Below are 20,235 nucleotides of genomic sequence, written 5' to 3' on the forward strand. Positions count from 1 at the left end.
CCGAAGGGCCCGTCGCCGGTGTGGTGGTCGGCGGGCTTTTCGGGTTCAGCGGTGGTTGCGGCGGGGTTTCTGTAGCGGGTCGAGGTATTGGGGTGGGATGAATTCGGGTCGGCCGTCGGTGATTTGGGCTTTCCAGCCGGATTGGCCGTGGATGAGCATGTGGTGGTAGCGGCAGAGTAGGCAGAGGTTGTCGAGGTCGGTGTCGCCGTGGTGGCCCCAGGGCAAGATGTGGTGGGCTTCGCAGTGTTTGGGTTTGCGGTGGCAGCCCGGAAAGGCGCAGCCGCGATCCCGCAGGTTCAGTGCTCGGCGTTGGGCGGGGGTGACGCTGCGCGTGGCGCGGCCGATGTCGAGGGGTTCGCTTTCGGTCCCGAGGACGGCGGGAATGATTTTCGCGTCGCAGGCGAGCATCCGCGCGTGGCGTGCGGTGATCCGGGTGACCCCGTCCACGCAGGCCGCCCCGAGCCCGGAGGTCAGCGTTTCCAGGGGGATGGTGACGACGATGGTGGTGCGGTCTCCGGAGAGGGTGGGGGCTTTGTCGTTGGTCATGGCGTAGTGGATGGCGTCGAACAAGGCGTCGCCATTGCGCTCGCCGGGGGTGCGGGGGTCGCGGTTGCCGTCCTTATCGACGGGTCTTCGTTGTCCCCAGGTTTCGAACAACGCGTTCGCGCGCGCCCCGAATTCGGGGTCGAGGAGGCCGTTGAGTCGCCACCAGCCGTCGTCGCGTTTGCGGAGATGGACCTCGCGTGAGGGTAATTTCAGGTCTTCGTCTTGGGGTTCGTCGCCGTCGGGGTCCAGGTGCGCCACGAGGTCGGCGCCGGCGTTGATGATCTGCTGTGGCCCGGCGTGGCGGGCGAGGTCGACCAGGATCTGTTCGGCGCCGGAGCGGTCTTCGGCGGAGACGTCGGCGGGGATTTTCTTCAGTGCGGCGAGGATGGGGTCGAGTTGCTGATGCCCGAGGTCGCCTTCCGCGGCGGCGGCCCCGGCGAGCGGCGCGAACGCTGGCGCGGGGGTGCCGTCGAGGTTGCGGCTTGCGTTCACCGCCAGCGCCCGGGCCACGGTGTCGCGGGCTTCTTTCGGGGTGATACGAGCGGTCTCGGCGAACCAGCCCGCCGTCGATCCGTGCCCGAACAGTTCCATCGGGCCACGGGACTCGATCTCGGTCAGGTACTGCCCGACCTCCGCCATGGCCTGTCGTGCCACCGACAACCGCTCCACCACGCCGTGCGCGAGCTCGCGCGCACCGGCACGCCACAGCTCCTGTGGCGGTTCGAGGATTCGTTGGCTGGACACCCCACGATAATACCAGCACTCGAACAGGTGTGCGAATGTGAAAGGTGTTCCAGAAATTGGTTTCGTATTCTGGGGGTGAGAGGTGTTCCAGGATCTACCGAAAGGTAAGGAAATTCTTGATGACCGCCATCAGAAGTTCAGTCTCGTGAGCGGCAGTTCGTGTGCACGGCCTTGCTGCAAGTACCTGGATTCGCAGACTGATAACCCCTCAAAAGTCAAGGCGCAGGATGGTCTCTTCGATTTCGGCGTTCCGAGCGGACGCGTAGGCATTCTCGGTGCCGATGACAGTGAAGCCCGCCTTCTGCAGGACCCGAAGCGATCCGTGGTTGTCGCTGGCGGCGCGGGCATACAAGGGCCGGACTTCGACTGTGTCGAGGAACAGTGCGAGTGCTCGGCTGGCGACTCCTCGCCCCCAAACCGAACGGTCGATCCAGTAAGTGATTTCAGCGTCGCCCTCCACGAAGAAACTGCCGATGGTGCCGAGGAAACGTCCGTCGCCGGTCACCGCACGCAGGATGATGTCCTGAGATGACCTCAACCTCGCGATGTGGAGGTCGAACGCTTCGCGATCGTCGGGGTCCCTGGCGATGAACGCGGCCATCCGGACCGGCTCGGGGTCACGCGTCTGTTCGAACAAGGCGTCGAGGTCGGAATCCTCGACCGACCGCAGTGCCACCTCGACCATGGGGCTTACTCTCATCGCCAGAGCGCACGCGCACTGTATCGACGACGTCCGACGAACAAGCCATCCCGTCGCCCCCGAAACCCGCCTAAGGTGACCGAGGACGCCGCAGTCACCCCGGGAGGCACGCATGTCGTTGTTGGCCCAGCTGAACACCGCGATCACCGCGGGCACGATCGAGGTCGTCGACCTCACCGCCCCGTTGAGCGCGAGCACCCCGATCCTCCAGCTGCCGGAGCCGTTCGCGAACACGATCCCGTTCGGCCTGGAGGAGATCAGCCGATACGACGAACGCGGGCCGCGCTGGTATTGGAACAACATCCACACCGGCGAGCACACCGGGACCCACCTCGACGTTCCCGTGCACTGGGTGTCGGGAAAGGACGGCCACGACGTCTCCGAGGTGCCGCTGCGCACGCTGGTCGCCCCGGCCGTGGTGCTCGACGCGACGGCCCGTGCGGCCGAGGATCCGGATTTCCTGCTTTTCACGGAAGACATCCGCGAGTGGGAACGGGAGAACGGACCGTTGCCCGAAGGTGGCTGGCTGCTCTACCGCACGGGCTGGGACGCCCGTTCGCATGATCAGGAGGCCTTCCTCAACAACGACGAGAACGGTCCGCATTCGCCGGGCGTCTCGGCGGAGTGTGCCCGCTGGCTCGCGGAGGAGGCGCCGATCGCCGGATTCGGGGTGGAGACCGTGGGCACGGACGCGGGGCAGGCGCTAGCCCTCGAACCGGCCTTCCCCTGCCACGAACTCCTGCTGGGCGCGGGTAAGCACGGTTTGACCCAGTTGCGGAATCTGGCGAGCCTGCCGCCCACCGGATCGCTGCTGGTCGTCAGCCCGCTTCCGATCGTCGGCGGTTCCGGCAGCCCCGCCAGGGTGTACGCGCTGGTCGAGCGGCCATGAACGTCGCGGAGCTGGTCGGCCGCACGCTGGCGGAACTCGGGGTGGGTACCGCGTTCGGGGTGGTGGGCAGCGGCAATTTCGAGGCCACCAACGGATTACGTTCCGGAGGGGTGCGGTTCGTCGCCGCGCGGCACGAGGGCGGCGCGGCGAGCATGGCCGACGCGTACGCGCGGATGAGCGGCCGGGTGCCGGTGCTGAGCCTCCATCAGGGCTGCGGGCTGACCAACGCGCTCACCGGGATCACCGAGGCCGCCAAGAGCCGGACCCCGATGATCGTCCTGGCCGGGGACACCGCGGCGTCGGCGGTGCTGTCGAACTTCCGGGTGGACCAGGACGCGCTCGCGGCCGCCGTCGGCGCCGTGCCGGAGCGCGTGCACGGCGCGGCCACCGCGGTCGCCGACACCGTCCGTGCCTACCGGACGGCGGTGCAGCGGCGCCGCACCGTCCTGCTCAACCTCCCGCTCGACGTCCAAGCCCAGGAAGCGCCCGAAGCGGTCCGAATCCCGACGATCCCTGGTCCTGCACCGATCCGGCCGGACACCGAGGCGGTCGCGAAACTGGCCGGCCTTCTCGCCGAAGCGCGGCGGCCGGTGTTCATCGCAGGTCGCGGTGCACGGGCGAGCGCGACACCGCTCAGAGAACTCGCGGAGCTTTCCGGGGCGCTGCTGGCGACTTCGGCGGTGGCGCACGGACTGTTCCACGACGATCCCTTCTCGCTCGGGATCGCGGGCGGCTTTTCGTCACCGCGAACGGCGGATCTCATCAAGGAAGCCGATCTCGTGATCGGCTGGGGCTGCGCGCTGAACATGTGGACCACCCGCCACGGCAAGCTGCTCGGCCCGGAGGCCCGGCTCGTCCAGGTCGACGTCGAACAGGCCGCGCTCGGCGCGCACCGGCCGATCGACCTCGGCGTCGTCGGCGACGTCGCAGGCACGGCTGTGGACGTTCACGCCGAACTCGAAAAACGTGGCCACAAGAAGAGCCGCGAAGCCCCTGAAAGCACACGGTGGAACGACGTGCCGTATAACGACCTATCCGGCGACGGGAGGATCGATCCGCGCACGCTCAGCCGCCGTCTCGACGAGATCCTGCCCGCCGAACGCGTGGTCTCGATCGACTCCGGCAACTTCATGGGCTACCCGAGCGCGTACCTGTCCGTCCCCGACGAGAACGGCTTCTGCTTCACCCAGGCGTTCCAAAGTATCGGGCTCGGTCTCGGCACGGCGATCGGCGCGGCGCTGGCCCGGCCGGACCGGCTGCCGGTGCTCGGGGTCGGCGACGGAGGGTTCCACATGGCCGTCTCCGAGCTGGAAACCGCCGTACGGCTACGGATCCCGCTCGTGGTCATCGTCTACAACGACGCGGCGTACGGCGCCGAGATCCACCATTTCGGCGAAGCGGACATGACCACGGTCCGGTTCCCCGACACCGATATCGCGGCGATCGGCCGCGGTTTCGGATGCGCCGGGATCACCGTGCGGTCGGTCGAGGATCTGGCCGCGGTCACGGAATGGCTCGGCGGGCCACGGGACGCGCCGCTCGTCGTCGACGCCAAGATCGCCGACGACGGCGGCTCGTGGTGGCTTGCCGAGGCCTTCCGGCATTGAGTCCTCTAAACACCCCAATCCGGCCTGAGCGGCATGCCCGAGTCACCGTCCGGGCCGACCTTCACCCCGAGCACCTGGTGCAGTTCGATCTCCCGCCGTTCGAACGCGAGGCGGCACGCGGCCATGTACAGCGCCCAGACGCGGCTCCGCCCGGCACCCGCTTCGGCGACGGCCGCGTCCCAGTTCGCGTCGAGGTTGGCGCACCACGCGCCGAGGGTGGTGGCGTAGTGCTCGCGGAGGTTCTCCGAATGCCGCACCTCCAGCCCGCTGTCGTGCATCGCGGTGGCGATCTCTCCGACGGACTCCAGCTCACCGTCAGGGAAGACGTACCGGTCGATGAACCCGCGTGACCGGTGCGCGACGGAGGTGTCCGGATTGGTGATGCAGTGGTTCAGCAAACGCCCGTGCGGCTTCAGTTTCCCGGCGAGGAAACGGAAGTACGACGGCAGGTTGCGGGCGCCGATATGTTCGGTGAGCCCGATCGACGACACCGCGTCGAAGCCCGTTTCGGTGACGTCGCGGTAGTCGAGATGCCGTACTTCTGCCTTGTCCGCGAGCCCCTTGGTCACGATGTCCTTCTGCGCCCATTGCGCCTGCTCACGCGAAAGGGTCACGCCCAGCGCCTCGACGCCGTAGTTCGCGACGGCGTGCTCCACCATCCCGCCCCAGCCGCAGCCGACGTCCAGCAGCCGCATTCCCGGCCGGAGGCCGAGTTTCCGGCACACCAGGTCGAATTTGTGCGCCTGTGCCTCCTCCAGCGAGGCGTCGGCGGACGGATACGCGGCGCAGGTGTAGGCCATCGACGGCCCGAGCACCAGTTCGTAGAACCGGTTCGAGACGTCGTAGTGGTTGGAGATCGCGTTGCTGTCACGCGCTTTCGAGTGCCTCAGCCCGTCGACGACGCGCTTGAACCGGCTCGGCAGTTCTTCGGCGGGTGGGGCGACGCGGCGCAGATGCCTGGGGCCGAGTTCGCGCAGCAGCCACAACCGGTCGGCGGCGCTGAGCTGATCGACCTGGGAAACGAGCGCGCGCAACGCCGTGTAGAGGTCGCCGCCTACGTCGAGTGCGCCGGCGACGTAGGCCCGCGCGAGACCGAGGTCGCCCGGGGACGACATCAGGTAGGTCAACGCCAGCGGCGATCGCACCTCGATCGACACGGGTGCGTCCGCGGGCCCGCTCGTGCTGCCGTCATAGGCGGTGATGGACACTTCGGTGCTCGGGCCGAGCAACCGCTCGAAGATCTTGCCGACGGTCGTCGTCTCAGCCATGGTCGTCTCTCTTCTTCCGGCCCGGGTCACCGCCGCCGCACGCATTTCGCGTACAGGTCGAGCAGGCGGCCGTCGGGGTCGTAGGCCGTCTTCAATTTCCGGTAGGCGTCACCGTTATACAGCCGCCAGAACTCGTCTTCGGTATAGAAACTGTCGGAATACAGCGACTTCCGCCCGCCGAGTCGCGTCACTTCGGCCTCGATCAGCCGATTGTGCGTATCCGGCTCCTCGCCGGGGTCCAGCGGGACCGCCGACCAGAACCCGAAGTTGACGTACAGCGTTTCGGGGTCCAGTTCGTACAGCGGCGAGTTCACGCCACCCGGCCGCTGCTTCAGCGGGCAGATCCACACCGGGCTGATGGGGATCTCGCGGCGGAAGAAGTCCAGGAACTCCGCCGCCCGCGAGAGCGGCACCTCGATGTCCTGCACGACGGTCTCTTCCGGCGGAAGCCCGCGCAGCTTGAGCAGTTTCGCGGCGACCCCGAACCGGCGGTCGAGCGCCACCGCCTTCCAATAGACCGAAGACCGCAGCAGCCGCCTGCCCAGCAGCAGCCGGGGGAGCCGGTGCTGCACACCGAACGCCCGCGAGCACCAGAACCAGTCCGTGTCCCAGCGCCACAGGTAGTCCCGGACGCTCAGATGGTCCGTCTCGCGCGAGCGGATCGACTTGTAGTAGATGTCGAGCCAGGTGTAGTCGCTGGTCGCGGGCGCCGAGGTGGTGAACGTGCCCAGCGTCAGGTATTGCTCGCCCGGCCCGAAGACGGTTCCGTCCACGAAGTCGGCCGACCCGCTACGGCAGGCTTCGCCGAGCGCCGCGAAGTACTCCTCGGTGTCGTCGTACCGGACGTGGTCGAGCCGCACGTATGGTTTGACCGGCTCGAGTTCGATCTTGAGCCGCAGCGCGTAGCCGAGCGTCCCGTACGAGTTCGGGAAGCCGTGGAACAGGTCACTGTGCTCGTTGTCCGGCCGGGCGACGACGATCCTGCCGTCACCGGTGAGCAGCTCCATCTCCAGCACCGACTCGTGCACGAGCCCGTTGCGGAACGAGGACGACTCGATGCCGAGACCGGTGACCGCGCCGCCGAGCGTGATCGTCTTGAGCTGCGGCACGACCAGCGGCATCAACCCGTGGGGCAGGGTCGCGTCCACCAGCTGCTCGTAGGTGACCATGCCTTCGACGTCGGCCGTGCGCGCCAGGGGATCGACGTCGAGGACCTGCGTGAATCCCGAGACGTCCAGACCGGGTGTGGTGGTCGCCGTCCGTGCCCGGAACAGGTTCGACGTCCGTTTCGCCAGCCGGATCGTTCCGTGGAGATCCGCGAGCTGCGCGCGGAGGGTTTCGGCGCGGGCGTCGTGTTCGGCGAACCGGACCAGCCGCGCCGTCGCTCGGGTACCGCTGTCTCCGCTAGTCATTCCTGATCGCCATCAGTTCATCGTGCCCCACGAAACCGCCTGGCGCAGCCCTTATTCGTGCCGGAGTCCGGGCAGCGGGACGGCGTTCGCCATGGCGGTGAAGCCCTTGTCGCCGGGATGGAGGTGATCGCCGGAGTCGTATTCGGGTTTCATTCGCTGTGGATCGGCGGGATCGCGGATCGCCGCGTCGAAGTCGACGTATCCGTCGAAGAGCCTGCTGGTCCGGATGAACCGGTTCACCGCCTGCCGGGTCTCCTCCAGCTGCGGCGTGTACGAACCCCAGCCCTTCCACGGGGTGATCGTCGCGCCCAGCACCCGCAGCCCGCGGTCGTGCGCCCTCGTCGCGATCTGCTTCAGCGCCGAGATGATCTTGTTCGGATCGGCCTGGTGCGGGGTCTGCTGGATGTCGTTGATGCCCTCGAACACGATCGCCGTCCGCACGCCGGACTGGTTCAGGACGTCCCGGTCGAGCCTGGCCAGCGCGTTGACGCCGTAGTTGCCGCCGTCGAGCAGCAGGCGGTTCCCGCTGATCCCCGCGTTGAGCACGCCGAGACGCGCGCTGATCTTGTCGGCGAGCTGATCGGGCCAGCGCAGGTTCGCGCCCCAGGTCGAATGCGCCCCGTCGGTGATCGAGTCGCCGATCGCCACGACGCTGCCCCGCAACCCGGCGCCGCGGACGTCCACTCCGGACACGTAGTGCCAGACCGCGGTCTTCTCCGGGAACGCGGCCGCCGACTCGTCGGCCGCCTTGTCGCCGTTCCGGGTGAAGTACGAGTTCTGCATGGCGAGCGGGTGGTAGGTGACCGGACCCGACGGCGCCGGGGTGTACGTGGTGACCAGCAGGTCGCCGTCCCTCGGCACGGTCAGCGCCGTGCCGTCGCTGACGATGTCGGCGCCCGGCGGCACGGTGACCTCACGGTCCCCGCCGAAGGTCAGCGCGCGCATCGTGCCCGGCACGGCCTGCGGGGTGTCCGGGCCCGCGGCGACCGCGACGGTCACCCGGCCGAACAGCACCGGAGTCCGGCCGAAGGCGTTGGACAGCCGTACGCGGACCTCGTGCCCGCCGGCGCTGGTGTGCACGATGTTGCGGATCGAGAAGTTCGGGTAGCCGTTGTCGGTCCCGGCCACCCCGGCCGCGGGCGCCGCCGCCCAGGTGCCCACCCAGCCGCTGGTGGCGAGGCTCTCCACCGGGGTCGCCGCGGCACTCGGCACCAAGCCCAGCACCAGGATTCCCGCTACGGCGAGATACTTCACGCGCATGTCGGTTCGCCTCCACCAGTTGGCTCCACTCATCGTCAAGGAATCACCGACAGCCGGTCAACGACCTGGACAGGACAGGTTTCTGTCGGTGGACGCCAGGTCGTGTCCTGTGAGCCTGTTCGCGGTCTTCGCGCCCAGGTGGTCCCTGACGGCACGGGCGGATGCGGCCGAGTACGACCCGGTACGAGGCCGATCCGCCCGCACCGCCAGAGACCACCTGGATCACGAAGCCCATCGAACCGGCTCACAGGACACGACCTAGCCTGAACGCCATGAAGCCTGCTGCTCTCGCGAAGCTCTGCCTCGCCCTCCCAGGCGCGCGGGAGGAGTTCCCGTTCGGCGAGGACATCAACGTGTACAAGGTCGCGGGCAAGGTCTTCGCGCTCGGCCCGTTCAAGGCGAAGCCGCTGCGGATCAGTCTCAAATGCGAGCCCGATCTGGCGGTCCGGCTGCGCGCCGAGCATCCGGCGATCATCCCCGGCTACCACCTGAACAAACGACATTGGAACACCGTCGAGCTGGACGGTTCGCTGACCAGCGACTTCGTGCGGGAGATGATCGAGGACTCCTACGACCTCGTCGTCGCGGGCCTGCCGAAACGAGAACAGGAGAAACTGAACTGGGTCGCGCTCAGCCGGGAATGACCGACCCGGGTTTCATCCGGATTTCATCCCACCGTGCTCGCCCGGCCTCCTACCGTGGGCGGAGACGGGTGCCGCCCGCCGCACGATGACTCGCTCATCGGGACTTCCTAGGCTGATGCCGTGCTGGAGATCTTGCGGGACCGGTTCCGGGCACGGGTGCAGGCGAGTCTCACCCGGGCCGGGCTGACCCTGCCGTGGTGGGGGGCGCTGTGCGCGAGCGCCGTGAGCTTCGTGTTCACGGCGGTCGCGCTGGTGCAGCGGGACGCGCTGCTGCCGCCCGAGCCGATCGCGCTGGCCGGCTTGATCGTGATCGCGCCGTCGGTGATCTGGACGATCACGAACTGGATCATGCCGTGGGTGCGGATGACGGCGCTGATCATCGCCTCCTCGGTGCTGCTCCTCGAGCCCGTGCTCCCGGATTTCGCGCCGTTGCTGCTGCTGGTCGCGGTCACCGAAGCGGGCAGTGTCCTGCGGACGACGTGGGCGATCGCCATCGTCACCGTCGCGAGCGAGGCGGTACTGGTCGTGGCGGGGATCTGGGGCGGGCTTATCGGCGGGCCGGTGTACATGGTCGCGATCCTGCTCGGTCTCAGTGGCGGGCTCATGGTCCGCTGGTACACCAGGGTGCTGGACGCCGAACGCGGCAACCGGGACGCCTCCCGCGACAAGGCCCTGCTCGCCGAACGCCAGCGGATCGCGCGTGAGGTGCACGACGTCGTCGGCCATTCGCTCAGCATCACGCTGTTGCATCTGACCGGCGCCCGGCACGCGTTGCAGCAGGATCGCGACGTCGACGAGGCGATCGAAGCGCTCACCGAAGCCGAGCAGGTGGGACGGGCCGCGATGGCCGACATCCGCCGCACGGTCGGCCTGCTCGCCGACTCCCCGTCGGGCAGCGCCCCGCTACCAGGGGTGGAGGACATCGCGACGCTGGTGGAACGCACTAGCAGCGCCGGGCTGGCGGTGCGCTATACACAGGAAGGCGACCTCGGTCGGGTAGGCGCCTCGGAAGGATTGGGCCTCTACCGGATCGTGCAGGAATCATTGGTCAACGTCGTCAAGCATGCCCCAGGAGCGGCCGCCGAGGTCCGGCTGAACGCCGGCCGTTCGGGGGTGAAACTCATCGTCAGCAACACCCTCCCCGGGACCGTCCGGCGCGCGGCGGAGGACGGTTCGGGACTGGCGGGGATGGCCGTCCGCGCGGCCCAGCTCGGCGCCGATCTCAGCGCCGGGCCCAGCGGCAGGCAGTGGATCGTGCAGGTCACCGTGCCGGGGGTCAAGCCGTGACCGCCGCCGAGATCCAGGTGCTGCTGGTCGACGACCAGGAGCTGGTCCGGTCCGGGCTGCGGCGCATCCTGCGGCGTCGCGACGGGTTCGTCATCGCGGGGGAATGCGGCGACGGCTCGGGAGTGCCTGCGGCGCTGGCCGCGCACGAGGTCGACGTGATCGTGATGGACCTGCGGATGAAGGACGTCGGAGGGGTCGAGGCGACCAGGCGGCTGCGGCGGACCGGCGGGCATCCGCCAGTGCTCGCGCTGACCACCTTCGACGACGACAACCTCCTGGCCGACGCGCTGCGCGCGGGCGCGGCCGGGTACGTCCTCAAGGATTCGCCTGCCGAAGACCTGATCCGGGCCGTGCGGGCGGTCGCCGCGGGTGACGCGTGGCTCGACCCCGGCGTCACCGGGCGGGTGCTCGCCGCGTACCGGCAGGCCGCCGGGAACGGCAGCGGCGGACGCTCACCGGAACTGCTGACCCCGAGGGAACAGGACGTGCTCAGGGCGATCGGCCGCGGGCTGACCAACGCGGAGATCGCCGCGGCCCTCGTCATCTCGGAGGTGACCGTGAAAAGCCATATCGGCCGGATCTTCACGAAACTCCAGTTGCGGGACCGGGCGGCGGCGATCGTGTACGCGTTCGACCACGGGATCGTGGTGCCGGGCTGATGCGCAACGATGGGGGGACAATGCCGGACTCGCGACTCCGCTTCGAACTACTCGGCCCGTTGCGGGCCTGGCACGGGGAGACCCGGCTGGACCTGGGGCCGGTCCGGCAGCAGGCCGTGCTGGCCGCGCTGCTGCTGCGCCCGGACGTGACCGTCAGCCACTACGAACTCACCGACGGGCTCTGGGAAAAGCCGCCGGAGTCCAACGTGCTGCCGGTGTACGTCCGGCGGCTGCGGCAATGCCTGGACACCTCGGGCCAGAAGCCGCGGGACTCGGTGATCGTGTCCGATCGCGGCGGCTACCGGTTCGCCAGCGGCGGGGTCCGGCTGGACGTGGTCCGGCTGGAGGAGATCGCCGCCGTCGCGGCCGCCGCCGAGGAGTCCGGCGACCTCGTCGCCGCGGTGGACACCTTCGCCGACGCGCTCCGGCTGTTCCACGGCGAGCCGCTGACGGGGCTGCCCGGCGCATTCGTCCAGGGGGAGCGGCGACGGCTCGAGGAACGCAGGCTTCTGCTGCTGCGCCGGAAACTGCGGGCCCAGCTGAAACTCGGGCGGTTCGACGAGGTGATCGGCGAGCTGTCGGCGCTGGTGTCCGCCGATCCGCCGAGCGAGCCGCTGGCCGCGTTGCTGATGCGGGCGCTCTACGGCGGCGGGCGGCAGGCGGAGGCGCTGGAGGTGTTCACCGACGTCCGCGAGCGGCTGATCGAGCAGCTCGGCGTCGAGCCGGGTGAGGAACTGCGGCAGGTGCAGGAAGCGGTGCTGCGCGGCGACGAGTCGCTGCTCGGGGTGGCACCGCGCCGCGAGCCGTCCCGCCGGATCCGCAACGAACTGCCCGCCACCAACGGCGAACTCGTCGGCAGGGACCGGGAACTCGCGCTGCTCGTCGAAGACGGCGATCCGGAGTCGGTCTCGGTCGACGCCGTCGACGGTGTTCCCGGCGCGGGGAAGACCACGCTCGCGGTGCGCGCGGCCCACCGGCTCCACGAGTCCTATCCGGACGGTGCCTTGTTCGTGGATCTCCACGGTTACACGGAAGGCCGCGAGCCGGTGACGCCGGAACGCGCGCTGCGGCGGTTGCTGCGCGCGGTCGGTGTCGAGGACGGGGCGATGCCGGACGATCTCGACGAACTGGCCGCCTCCTGGCGGGCGGCGACCGCGCAGCTGCGGTTGCTGCTGGTGCTCGACAACGCCGAGTCCGCCGGGCAGGTGCGGCCGCTGCTGCCGTCCGGGCCGGGCAGCCGCGTGCTGGTGACCAGCCGCCGTCGGCTGTCCGGTTTGGACGCCGACCGCCGCGTTTCCCTTGGCGCGCTGGGCCTCGAAGCGGCCGAACGGCTGCTCAGCCGCATCGTGGGGGCGCCGAGGGCGGAGGGGGAGCGGTTCGCCGTGCGTGCGCTCGCCGGGCTGTGCGGGCGGCTGCCGCTCGCGCTGCGGATCGCGGGTGCCCGATTGCAGAATCGTCCGATGTGGACGTTCAAGGACCTGGTCGACCGGATGTCGGACGACGAGCGCAGACTCGGCGAACTGACGGCGGAGGATCGCAGTGTCGAGGTGGCGCTGCGCCTGTCGTACGACCAGCTGCGGCCCGCCGAGCAGAGCGCGTTCAGCGTGCTCGGCCTGTCGCCGACGACCGAATTCGACCGGTTGTCGGTCGCCGCTCTGCTGGACTGCTCGCCCGCCGAAGCCGAGCGGCGGCTGGAAAGCCTCGTCGACGCCAGCCTCGTGCAGGAGCCCGCGAGTGGCCGCTACCGGCTGCACGACCTGGTGGCCGTCTATGCCCGCCGGCTCGCCGGGGAGATGCCCGAAGACGCCGCCGAAGCGGCCCGGAAACGGGTGTACGGGCTCTACCTCGGTGCTGCTCGCCGGGCGAGCGAATGGGGGGTCGCGCGATTTCCGTTGGAGACCGGGGGACCGTTCACCGGGCAGCGTGACGCTTCCGCCTGGCTCGACGCGGCCGGCGACCTGCCGGAGGTGGTGTCGCAAGCGGCCGAAGCCGGGCTGGCCGAACTCGCGTGCTCGGTCGCCGAGGGTCTGGTCGACTATCTCGCGCGTCAGCAGCGGTACCACGAATGCCGGACGGCGTTGCAGGTCGCGCTGCCACTCGCGGAACAGGCCGAAGACGAACGCCTCGTCTCTTCGCTGCGGTTCTGCCTCGGCTACGCCTATGCCATGCAAGGGCAACTCGACCGGGCGCGCGGCTGGTTCGACGACGCGCTGCGGGCGGGCCAGGCCTCGGGCGACCTCGGGGTGGAGGCGCGGGCGCTGGGCGGGCTCGCCATGTCGGATCTGATCGACGGCAGACACGATCTCGCCATCCCCGGTGCGCGGCGGGTGATGGCCTTGGCCGACGAGGTCGGGGACGGCTGGCTCGCGGAGAGATCGCTGTCCGCACTGGGGTATCTCGCCTACCTGCAGGGTGAGCACGAAGAGGCGCTCGTCCACCTCGGCCGAGCTCGCGAGCTGAGCGAGGAGATCGGCAGTCCGGGAATGCTGGCCAGGGTGCTGTGCCACTGTGGCACCGTCCGGCTGGAGATCGGCAGGTTCGCCGAAGCCGCGCTGGATTTCCGGCGGTCCGTCGAACTCGCCGAGGAGACCACGGACGGCCTGCTGATCGCCACCAGTCTCGCCCGGCTGGGTGCCGCGGAACTGGAACTGGGGAACCTCGACGCGGCTTTCGAGCTTCAGCGGCGGGCGCTGACGGCGGTCACCGAGGAGACGATCGCCGGGATGGAGTCAGAGATCCGCAACCGGCTCGGCCGCACCCATCTCGCCGCGGGCGATCCGGTGGCGGCCAGGGAACATTTCGAGTGGGTGCTCACCACCATCGGGCCCGACGGTGATCCCCTCCAGCGCACGCTCGCGCTGGAAGGTCTGGACCTCACCAGACAGTCGGCGCGCCGGCGTTGATGATCGTGAAGCGGTGCCCCGCCATGCTCGTCCGCCAGCGCGCGAAGTAGGTGTCGGCCGCGTCGGCCAGATGCACCCCGGCGCGGACCTCGTGGACGACGTAAGCCCATTCCGCGCCGTCGCACAGCACCAGTTCCCGCGGTGCCCCGCGCTTGCGGAGCACGGACGAACAGAGTGCGCCGCGCCTGCCGACGGTGCTGCTGTCGAGGCAGCGACGGAGGTCTTCGACGGCATGGGTGGCGCTCTCGAACAACGTCCACCGGTACTTCGGCGACGGGCGGCCGTCGGCCCACGGCGTGAAGAACGCGGCCCAGCTCCAGCCCGGTCCGACGAGCCCGTCCCGTTCCCCGGGACTCGGCGCGTCGTCCCTGGGCGCCACCATGTTGTACGGGGTCCGGTTCGCCGGGCTCATGCACGTCTCCTCGTGGACCACTGGTCCGCGGCCGCGGATCCGTGCCCGGAACCGTAAAGCGGAGCCATGAAATCCCGATGAAACGACGCCTCAAGACTCTTGAGGGGTAAGGCGAACGTGTCGCGTCGCGTGATAAGTCCGTGAAGGCCTCCTTGAGGGACTCTGGGTCCCTCAAGGAGGCCTTCACGGACTTCAGGGCGTCAGTTCGCCGGGACGATCAACGAGGCCATCACCTTCGGGATCAGCTCGCTGACGAACCGGCCGTCGGCGGGGAGTTCGCTGCCGTCCAGCAGGTAGTTCTGCAGTCCCTGCTCGTAAAGGGCGACCAGGACGAGCACCGCGTCGTCCGCGGAGATCGTCAGCCGCCTGCCGATCCGGTCGAGCGTGCCGACCAGGATCGCGCCCAGTTCGGTGTGGAAATGCCGGAACGCGGCACCGATCCGGTCGCGGATCTCCGGCTGCCGCAGGCCCTGCGTGCGGAATTCCGCGCACAGCAGGTACCAGTCCTTGTCGGCGTTGAGCGCGACCATGAACAGTTCGGCGATCCGCCCGAGGGTGGGGGAGAGGTCTTCGTGCGCGCCGACGACGGTCTCGCCGAGCACGCTCTCGGTGGCCTCGCGGAACCGTTCGAGCCGGAGGGTGTTCTCCTCCTGGAACAGGGCGAGGAAGAGGTCTTCCTTCGAGCTGAAGTTCGAGTAGAAGGCGCCGCGGGTGAAGCCGGCGCGTTCGCAGATCAGCTCGACCGGAGTGTCCCGGATGCCGCGTTCGGAGAAGGCCTCGTACGCCGCGTCGATCAGCCGTCGGCGGGTGTCCGCCCGGCGCCTGGTCATGGTGGCGCCCCGCTCGTCGGTCATCTCGTCATTCTTCCGTATCGGCCCGGTTCACCCGGCTGTGGGACAGGATACAGCGTGAATCGGATACAGCGTGCATTACGATACGCCATGTATCCAACGAGTGCCGGGAGCCGATCGTGTCGTCATTCCTCTACCGCCTCGGCAGGCTGGCCGCTCGCGGACGTGTGCTGGTCACCGCGTTGTGGCTGGTCATGCTGTGTGTCGCGGGCGGCGCGGCGCTGCTGTTCGGCCAGGGCACCGACGACACGTTCGCGATCCCCGGCTCGGAGTCCCAAGAGGCACTCGACCACCTCGGGCGGGTCTTCCCGCAGGTGAGCGGGACTTCGGCGCAGCTGGTCGTGCTCGTTCCCGAAGGTCAGCGGGCGGATTCCGCCGTCGTGCGCGACTCCGTCTCCGCCGTCGTGCCGGAGCTGACCAGGGCCCCGCAGGTCGCGACGGTGGTGAACCCCTTCGACGCGAACGTGCACGACGCGGTGTCCAAGGACGGCCGCGCCGCGCTGGTCACCGTGCAGCTCGACGTCGGGCTCGCCGACATCGAGCCGTCGACGAGGACCGCGCTCGCCGGGATCGCGCAGGATCTGGAGAGCCGGATCGGTCACGGCACCGAGGTGCTCACCGGTGGCGACGCGTTCTCGGACAAGGTGCCGAAGCTCAGCCCCACCGAGGGGATCGGTCTCGTCATCGCGCTCGTGGTGCTGCTCATGGTGTTCGGTTCGTTCATCGCGGCCGGAATGCCTTTGCTGACGGCGATCCTCGGCGTCGGGGTCTCGGTGGCGCTGGTCTACGCGGCGACCTCGGTGGCGACCGTGTCCTCCACGGCGCCGATGCTCGCGGTCATGCTCGGCCTCGCCGTCGGCATCGACTACGCGCTCTTTTTGCTTTCCCGGCACCGGGATCAGCTCGCCGAGGGACTCGACGTCGAGGAGTCCATCGCGAGGGCGACCGCCACCGCGGGATCCGCGGTCATCTTCGCCGGGCTCACCGTGGTGATCGCCCTGCTGGGCCTGTTCGTCGCGGGGATCCCGTTCCTGACCACGATGGGTATCGCGGCGGCGGGCGGCGTCGCGGTCGCGGTGATCGTGGCCATCACGCTGATCCCCGCGCTGCTGGCGTTCGCCGGCGAACGGCTGCGGCCCAAGAAGTCGAAGAAGAGCAAGCGCAAGAAGAAGTCGCGCTTCAGCCTCCGCTGGGTCCGGCTCGCCACGAAATCGCCGTGGGTGACGATCGCGCTGATCGTCGGGGTGCTCGCGGTGGCGTCGGCGCCCGCACTGGATCTCCGGCTCGCCTTGCCGGACAACGGAACCGACGAAGACGGCACGCCCGCCCGCGTCGCCTACGACACCGTCGCGGAGCATTTCGGTCCCGGCTTCAACGGCCCGCTGGTCGTCACCGCGGACATCCTCTCGACCACCGACCCGATCGGGATCACCAACGGCATCGCCGACGACATCCGCGGGGTGCCCGGCGTCGCCGTCGTCCCGCTCGCCACGCCGAACCCCAAGGGCGACACCGCCATCATCCAGGTCGTGCCGACGACCGGCGCCTACGACGAGGCGACCGACGACCTCGTCGAACGGCTGCGCGCGATGGAGGGGCAGTTCAAGGAACGGTACGGCGTGCAGACCGCGGTCACCGGGTTCACCGCCGTCGGCATCGACGTGTCCACGCAGCTCGGCGACGCGCTGCTACCGTTCGGCATCCTGGTCGTCGGGCTTTCGCTGGTGCTGCTGGCGATGGTGTTCCGCTCGATCCTCGTCCCGCTCAAAGCCACGTTCGGCTATCTGCTGTCGATCGGTGCCGCGTTCGGCGCCACGTCGTTCGTGTTCGGGCAAGGGCATCTGGCCGAGGCGCTGGGCGTGACCCGCACCGGCAGTGTGATCAGCTTCCTGCCGATCATCCTGATGGGTGTCCTGTTCGGACTTGCCATGGACTACGAAGTGTTCCTGGTGTCCCGGATCCGCGAGGACTACGTCCACCACGGCGACGCGCACAAGGCGATCGAAACGGGGTTCGTGTCCGCGTCGAGGGTCGTGACCGCGGCGGCGGTGATCATGCTGGGCGTGTTCGCCGCGTTCGTGCCCGACGGCAGCGCCACGATCAAAACGATCGCGTTCAGTCTCGCCGTCGGCGTGTTCGTGGACGCCTTCCTCGTGCGGATGACCCTCGTCCCGGCGATCCTCGCGCTGCTGGGCCCGCGGGCCTGGGGGCTGCCGCCGTGGCTGGACCGCAAGCTCCCGGTGTTCGACGCCGAGGGCGACGGTCTCGTCCACGAACTCCGGCTCGCCGACTGGCCCGCGCCCGGCTCGGCGGAAGTGATCAGCGCCGCCGGTCTCGGCGTCGACGACGATCGCGGGCGCACCGTCTTCCGTGACGTCGAGCTGCACCTCGGGCCGGGGGAGATCCTCGCCGTGCACGGTTCCGGCCCGGCGGGCAAGAGCGCCCTGCTCTACGCGCTGGCCGGCCGTGTCCCGAACGTTCGCGGCGATCTGAAGGTCCTCGGGCGGGTGCTGCCACAGCACGCGCACGCGGTCCGGCGGAACGTCGCCTTCATCGCCTGCAAGGAGACCGACGACCCGGCAGGGGAGGTCCGCCGCGCGCTCGACGACGGCGTCGGGCTCGTCTTCCTCGACGATCTGGACACCGTCGTCGCCACCTCGCAGCGCGCCGGTCTGAGAGCGGCGTTCGCGAGCAGGGCCGCGACGTTCGCCGTGTCCTGCCAGAGTCTCGCGATCGTGCGGGATCTGCTGCCCACCACCGCCGTCGCGGGCCTCGCCCTTTCGCCCGCCCCCGTCCCCGCCGAGGTCCGCTGATGTCCCGCTTCTTCACCGGCTCCGCCCGTGCGACCGCCTTCGGCCCGCTGACCTGGAAGACCTGGCTCGGGATCGTGCTCGTCCCGGTGATCGTCGCGCTCGGTCTGGCGTGGGCGTTCTGGTCGCCCGGCGGCGACCACGGCGCGGCCAAGGCCGCCGTGGTCAACAACGACGAGCCGGTGACGGTGAACGGCCAGGTGCTCCCGCTCGGCCGGGAACTGGCCGGAAACCTCGTGCACGGCGAGGATTCCGCGTACACCTGGGTGCTCACCGACGCCGACGACGCGAAGGAAGGCATCTCCGACGGCACGTATTCGGCGGTCGTCACCATCCCGCCGGAGTTCTCCGCGCAGGCCACGTCGACGACCGGGAAACCGCTCGACGCGAAGCAGGCGATCATGCGTGTCGAGACATCGCAGCGCACCGGCCTCGTCGACCCGGTGGCGAGCCGGGAAGTCGCGAACGCGACGCTCACCGCGCTGAACCGCCAGATCGTCGAGACCTATGTGGACAATCTGTACGTCGGGTTCTCTTCGATCCACCAGCAACTCGTGACCGCGGCCGACGGCGGCGACCAGCTCGTCGTCGGGCTGCGTCAGTTGTCCGACGGAACCGGGAAACTGGCCGCGGGAGCGGGAGAACTCGCCGGTGGGGCGGGAAAGCTCAGCGGGGCCGCGGGTCAGCTGGCGGACGGCGCGCGCAAGCTCGCGAACGGCACCGGGCAGCTCGCCACCGGTTCCGGCCGGTTGTCGTCGGGCCTGACCCAGGCCGAGAAGGACACCGCGCAACTGCCCCGGTTGACCAGGGAACTGGCCGACGGGGCGCAGCAGGTCGCGAACGGCAACAAGCAGCTGGCCGACAAGATCTCGCCGCTGGCGGACAAGGTCGTGCGGATCATCGACGCGTTGCCGTCGGCGGGCGATTCGGCGCGGAAGTTCGCCGAGCTGGCGCGGAAATGCGATCAGGACACCAAGTTCTGCACCGATCTGAAGGCAGCTTCGGAAAAGCTCACGGCCGATGCCGCGATCCTCGACGGCAAACGCGCCGAAATCCGCGACGCCGTCGTGCGGACGAAGAAGGCGGTGCAAGACCTCTCGGCGGGCTCACAGAAGGTCGCCGACGGGAACCGGCAGCTCGCGGACAGGTCGAAGGAACTCGCGGGGGGTATCGGCACGGCGGCCGACGGCGCGCGGAAACTCGACGCCGGCGTCAAGGCCGCGGACTCCGGTGCGCGGCAACTCGCCGACGGCTCCGGTCAGCTCGCCGGTGGCGCGACCACCCTGTCGACCGGCGCGGGTGAACTCGCCACCGGCGCCCGCACCGCCGCCGACGGCGCCGAGCGCGCCGAATCCGGCGCTTCGGAGCTGGCGAAGGGCCTCAACGACGGCCGGGGCAAGGTGCCCGACTACACCCAGGCCGAACGCGAGCACCTCAAACAGGTCGCCGCCACCCCCGCGATCGCCGACACGGCGGGTTCGGGAACGTTCGGCGAAGGCGCGGTGGCGTTGATCCTCGTGCTGGCGCTGTGGGTGTGCGCGCTGGCGACGTACCAGGTGATCCAGGCGGTGCCGCCGAGCGTGCGCACCACCCGTGAACCGAGCTGGCGGATCATCCTCGCCGCGGCCGTCCCCGGTGCGACGCTGGCGGTGCTGACCGCCTTGATCCTGACCGGGGTGTTCTGGGTGTTCCTCGGCCTGAGCTTCGGAAAGGCCGTGACCCTGCTGGTGCTCCTCGTCCTCGCGGCGGGGACGTTCACCGTGGTGAACCAAGCGCTGGTGGCGATCTTCAAACGTCCTGGCCGCTTCGCCGCCCTCGCGATTCTCGTGCTCACTGTCGGCGCTTCGCTGGTTTCGACCGTGCCCGGCTTTTTCGGGACCGCGCTGGGGATCCTGCCGACCAACGGCGCGCTGGTCGCGCTGCGCTCGCTGCTGACGGGGTCGGACGGCCTGACGTCGGGGATCGTGCAGCTGGTGGTGTGGCTGGCGATCGGGACGCTGGCGATGATCCTGGTGACGGACCGGCGGCGCTCCTTGCCTGGCAGGGAGCTTCGGCTGGCTTAGGCCGTTCCCGCTGACTGTCCAGACTGGTTTCGTGGCGCGAAGCCGATCACGGTCGTGAGTGGTAATGGTCGTTCTAACGCTCTTTATCACTCACGACCCCCTGGTGGAACCCGAGTCGCCACTCGCGACCCCGGCACCGAGACCACGCTCACCCGTACCCCCACCCCGTATGTGACGCAC

Annotated in this window: 15 protein-coding genes; 8 read left to right on the forward strand and 7 right to left on the reverse strand. The window is 69.3% G+C overall.

Features of this window, described 5'->3' with window-relative positions:
• Positions 1 to 45: 45 nt before the first annotated feature.
• Positions 46 to 1,290, reverse strand: coding sequence for a DUF222 domain-containing protein (locus ACLJQ7_RS35275; protein ID WP_410652500.1), 1,245 nt, complete (start codon positions 1,288 to 1,290; stop codon positions 46 to 48).
• A 208-nt stretch (positions 1,291 to 1,498) separates the two neighbouring features.
• Entirely contained in the window at positions 1,499 to 1,975 is a 477-nt protein-coding gene (locus ACLJQ7_RS35280) for a GNAT family N-acetyltransferase (protein ID WP_410652501.1), read from the reverse strand.
• A 127-nt stretch (positions 1,976 to 2,102) separates the two neighbouring features.
• Here ACLJQ7_RS35280 and ACLJQ7_RS35285 point away from each other — a divergent pair, with 127 nt between their 5' ends.
• Together ACLJQ7_RS35285 and ACLJQ7_RS35290 are read left to right on the forward strand one after the other, a co-directional pair.
• Positions 2,103 to 2,879 (forward strand): cyclase family protein, encoded by a 777-nt coding sequence (locus ACLJQ7_RS35285; protein ID WP_410652502.1) that lies wholly within the window; start codon positions 2,103 to 2,105, stop codon positions 2,877 to 2,879.
• The gene (locus ACLJQ7_RS35290) at positions 2,876 to 4,486 is read left to right on the forward strand and encodes a thiamine pyrophosphate-binding protein (protein ID WP_410652503.1); all 1,611 of its coding nucleotides are present in this window, start codon (positions 2,876 to 2,878) and stop codon (positions 4,484 to 4,486) included. The genes ACLJQ7_RS35285 and ACLJQ7_RS35290 overlap by 4 nt, the downstream gene beginning before the upstream one ends.
• 5 nt (positions 4,487 to 4,491) lie before the next feature.
• Here ACLJQ7_RS35290 and ACLJQ7_RS35295 read toward each other — a convergent pair whose 3' ends face one another.
• From ACLJQ7_RS35295 to ACLJQ7_RS35305, 3 genes are read right to left on the reverse strand one after another with little or no spacing between them, the layout of a single operon-like run.
• Positions 4,492 to 5,754, reverse strand: coding sequence for a class I SAM-dependent methyltransferase (locus ACLJQ7_RS35295; protein ID WP_410652504.1), 1,263 nt, complete (start codon positions 5,752 to 5,754; stop codon positions 4,492 to 4,494).
• 26 nt (positions 5,755 to 5,780) lie between these two features.
• A complete protein-coding gene (locus ACLJQ7_RS35300; RefSeq protein ID WP_410652505.1) occupies positions 5,781 to 7,166 on the reverse strand; it encodes an FAD-binding oxidoreductase in 1,386 nt (461 codons plus the stop codon).
• Between the two features lie 51 nt (positions 7,167 to 7,217).
• Complete coding sequence (locus tag ACLJQ7_RS35305; protein WP_410652506.1) at positions 7,218 to 8,426, reverse strand: SGNH/GDSL hydrolase family protein; 1,209 nt, start codon at positions 8,424 to 8,426, stop codon at positions 7,218 to 7,220.
• Positions 8,427 to 8,698: 272 nt separating this feature from the next.
• Here ACLJQ7_RS35305 and ACLJQ7_RS35310 point away from each other — a divergent pair, with 272 nt between their 5' ends.
• The 4 genes from ACLJQ7_RS35310 to ACLJQ7_RS35325 all read left to right on the forward strand — a co-directional run bounded on the left by ACLJQ7_RS35310 (position 8,699) and on the right by ACLJQ7_RS35325 (position 13,919).
• Positions 8,699 to 9,070, forward strand: coding sequence for an MmcQ/YjbR family DNA-binding protein (locus ACLJQ7_RS35310; RefSeq protein WP_410652507.1), 372 nt, complete (start codon positions 8,699 to 8,701; stop codon positions 9,068 to 9,070).
• 120 nt (positions 9,071 to 9,190) lie between these two features.
• A complete protein-coding gene (locus tag ACLJQ7_RS35315; protein WP_410652508.1) occupies positions 9,191 to 10,357 on the forward strand; it encodes a sensor histidine kinase in 1,167 nt (388 codons plus the stop codon).
• On the forward strand, positions 10,354 to 11,016 hold the full coding sequence (locus ACLJQ7_RS35320; RefSeq protein ID WP_410652509.1) for a response regulator: 663 nt from the start codon (positions 10,354 to 10,356) through the stop codon (positions 11,014 to 11,016). Before ACLJQ7_RS35315 ends, ACLJQ7_RS35320 begins: the two co-directional genes overlap by 4 nt.
• A gap of 20 nt (positions 11,017 to 11,036) precedes the next feature.
• Positions 11,037 to 13,919, forward strand: a complete 2,883-nt coding sequence (locus ACLJQ7_RS35325) for a BTAD domain-containing putative transcriptional regulator (protein WP_410652510.1) — start codon at positions 11,037 to 11,039, stop codon at positions 13,917 to 13,919.
• On the opposite strand, the gene ACLJQ7_RS35330 is transcribed toward ACLJQ7_RS35325, so the two are convergent.
• Together ACLJQ7_RS35330 and ACLJQ7_RS35335 are read right to left on the reverse strand one after the other, a co-directional pair.
• Positions 13,891 to 14,331 (reverse strand): hypothetical protein, encoded by a 441-nt coding sequence (locus tag ACLJQ7_RS35330; RefSeq protein WP_410652511.1) that lies wholly within the window; start codon positions 14,329 to 14,331, stop codon positions 13,891 to 13,893. The two genes, ACLJQ7_RS35325 and ACLJQ7_RS35330, sit on opposite strands and share 29 nt — an antisense overlap.
• Positions 14,332 to 14,531: 200 nt before the next feature.
• Positions 14,532 to 15,185 carry a TetR/AcrR family transcriptional regulator gene (locus ACLJQ7_RS35335; RefSeq protein ID WP_410652512.1) on the reverse strand — a complete coding sequence of 218 codons (654 nt, stop codon included), beginning with the start codon at positions 15,183 to 15,185 and terminating at the stop codon, positions 14,532 to 14,534.
• Positions 15,186 to 15,301: 116 nt separating this feature from the next.
• On the opposite strand from ACLJQ7_RS35335, the gene ACLJQ7_RS35340 reads away from it, so the two are divergent.
• Both ACLJQ7_RS35340 and ACLJQ7_RS35345 read left to right on the forward strand, forming a co-directional pair.
• Positions 15,302 to 17,995, forward strand: a complete 2,694-nt coding sequence (locus ACLJQ7_RS35340; RefSeq protein ID WP_410652513.1) for an MMPL family transporter — start codon at positions 15,302 to 15,304, stop codon at positions 17,993 to 17,995.
• Positions 17,995 to 20,055 (forward strand): YhgE/Pip family protein, encoded by a 2,061-nt coding sequence (locus tag ACLJQ7_RS35345; protein WP_410652514.1) that lies wholly within the window; start codon positions 17,995 to 17,997, stop codon positions 20,053 to 20,055. The genes ACLJQ7_RS35340 and ACLJQ7_RS35345 overlap by 1 nt, the downstream gene beginning before the upstream one ends.
• The last annotated feature ends 180 nt before the right edge of the window (positions 20,056 to 20,235 follow it).

Origin of the sequence: Amycolatopsis sp. cmx-4-54 (assembly GCF_046548895.1) — a bacterium.
In the GTDB taxonomy this organism is placed as follows: domain Bacteria; phylum Actinomycetota; class Actinomycetes; order Mycobacteriales; family Pseudonocardiaceae; genus Amycolatopsis.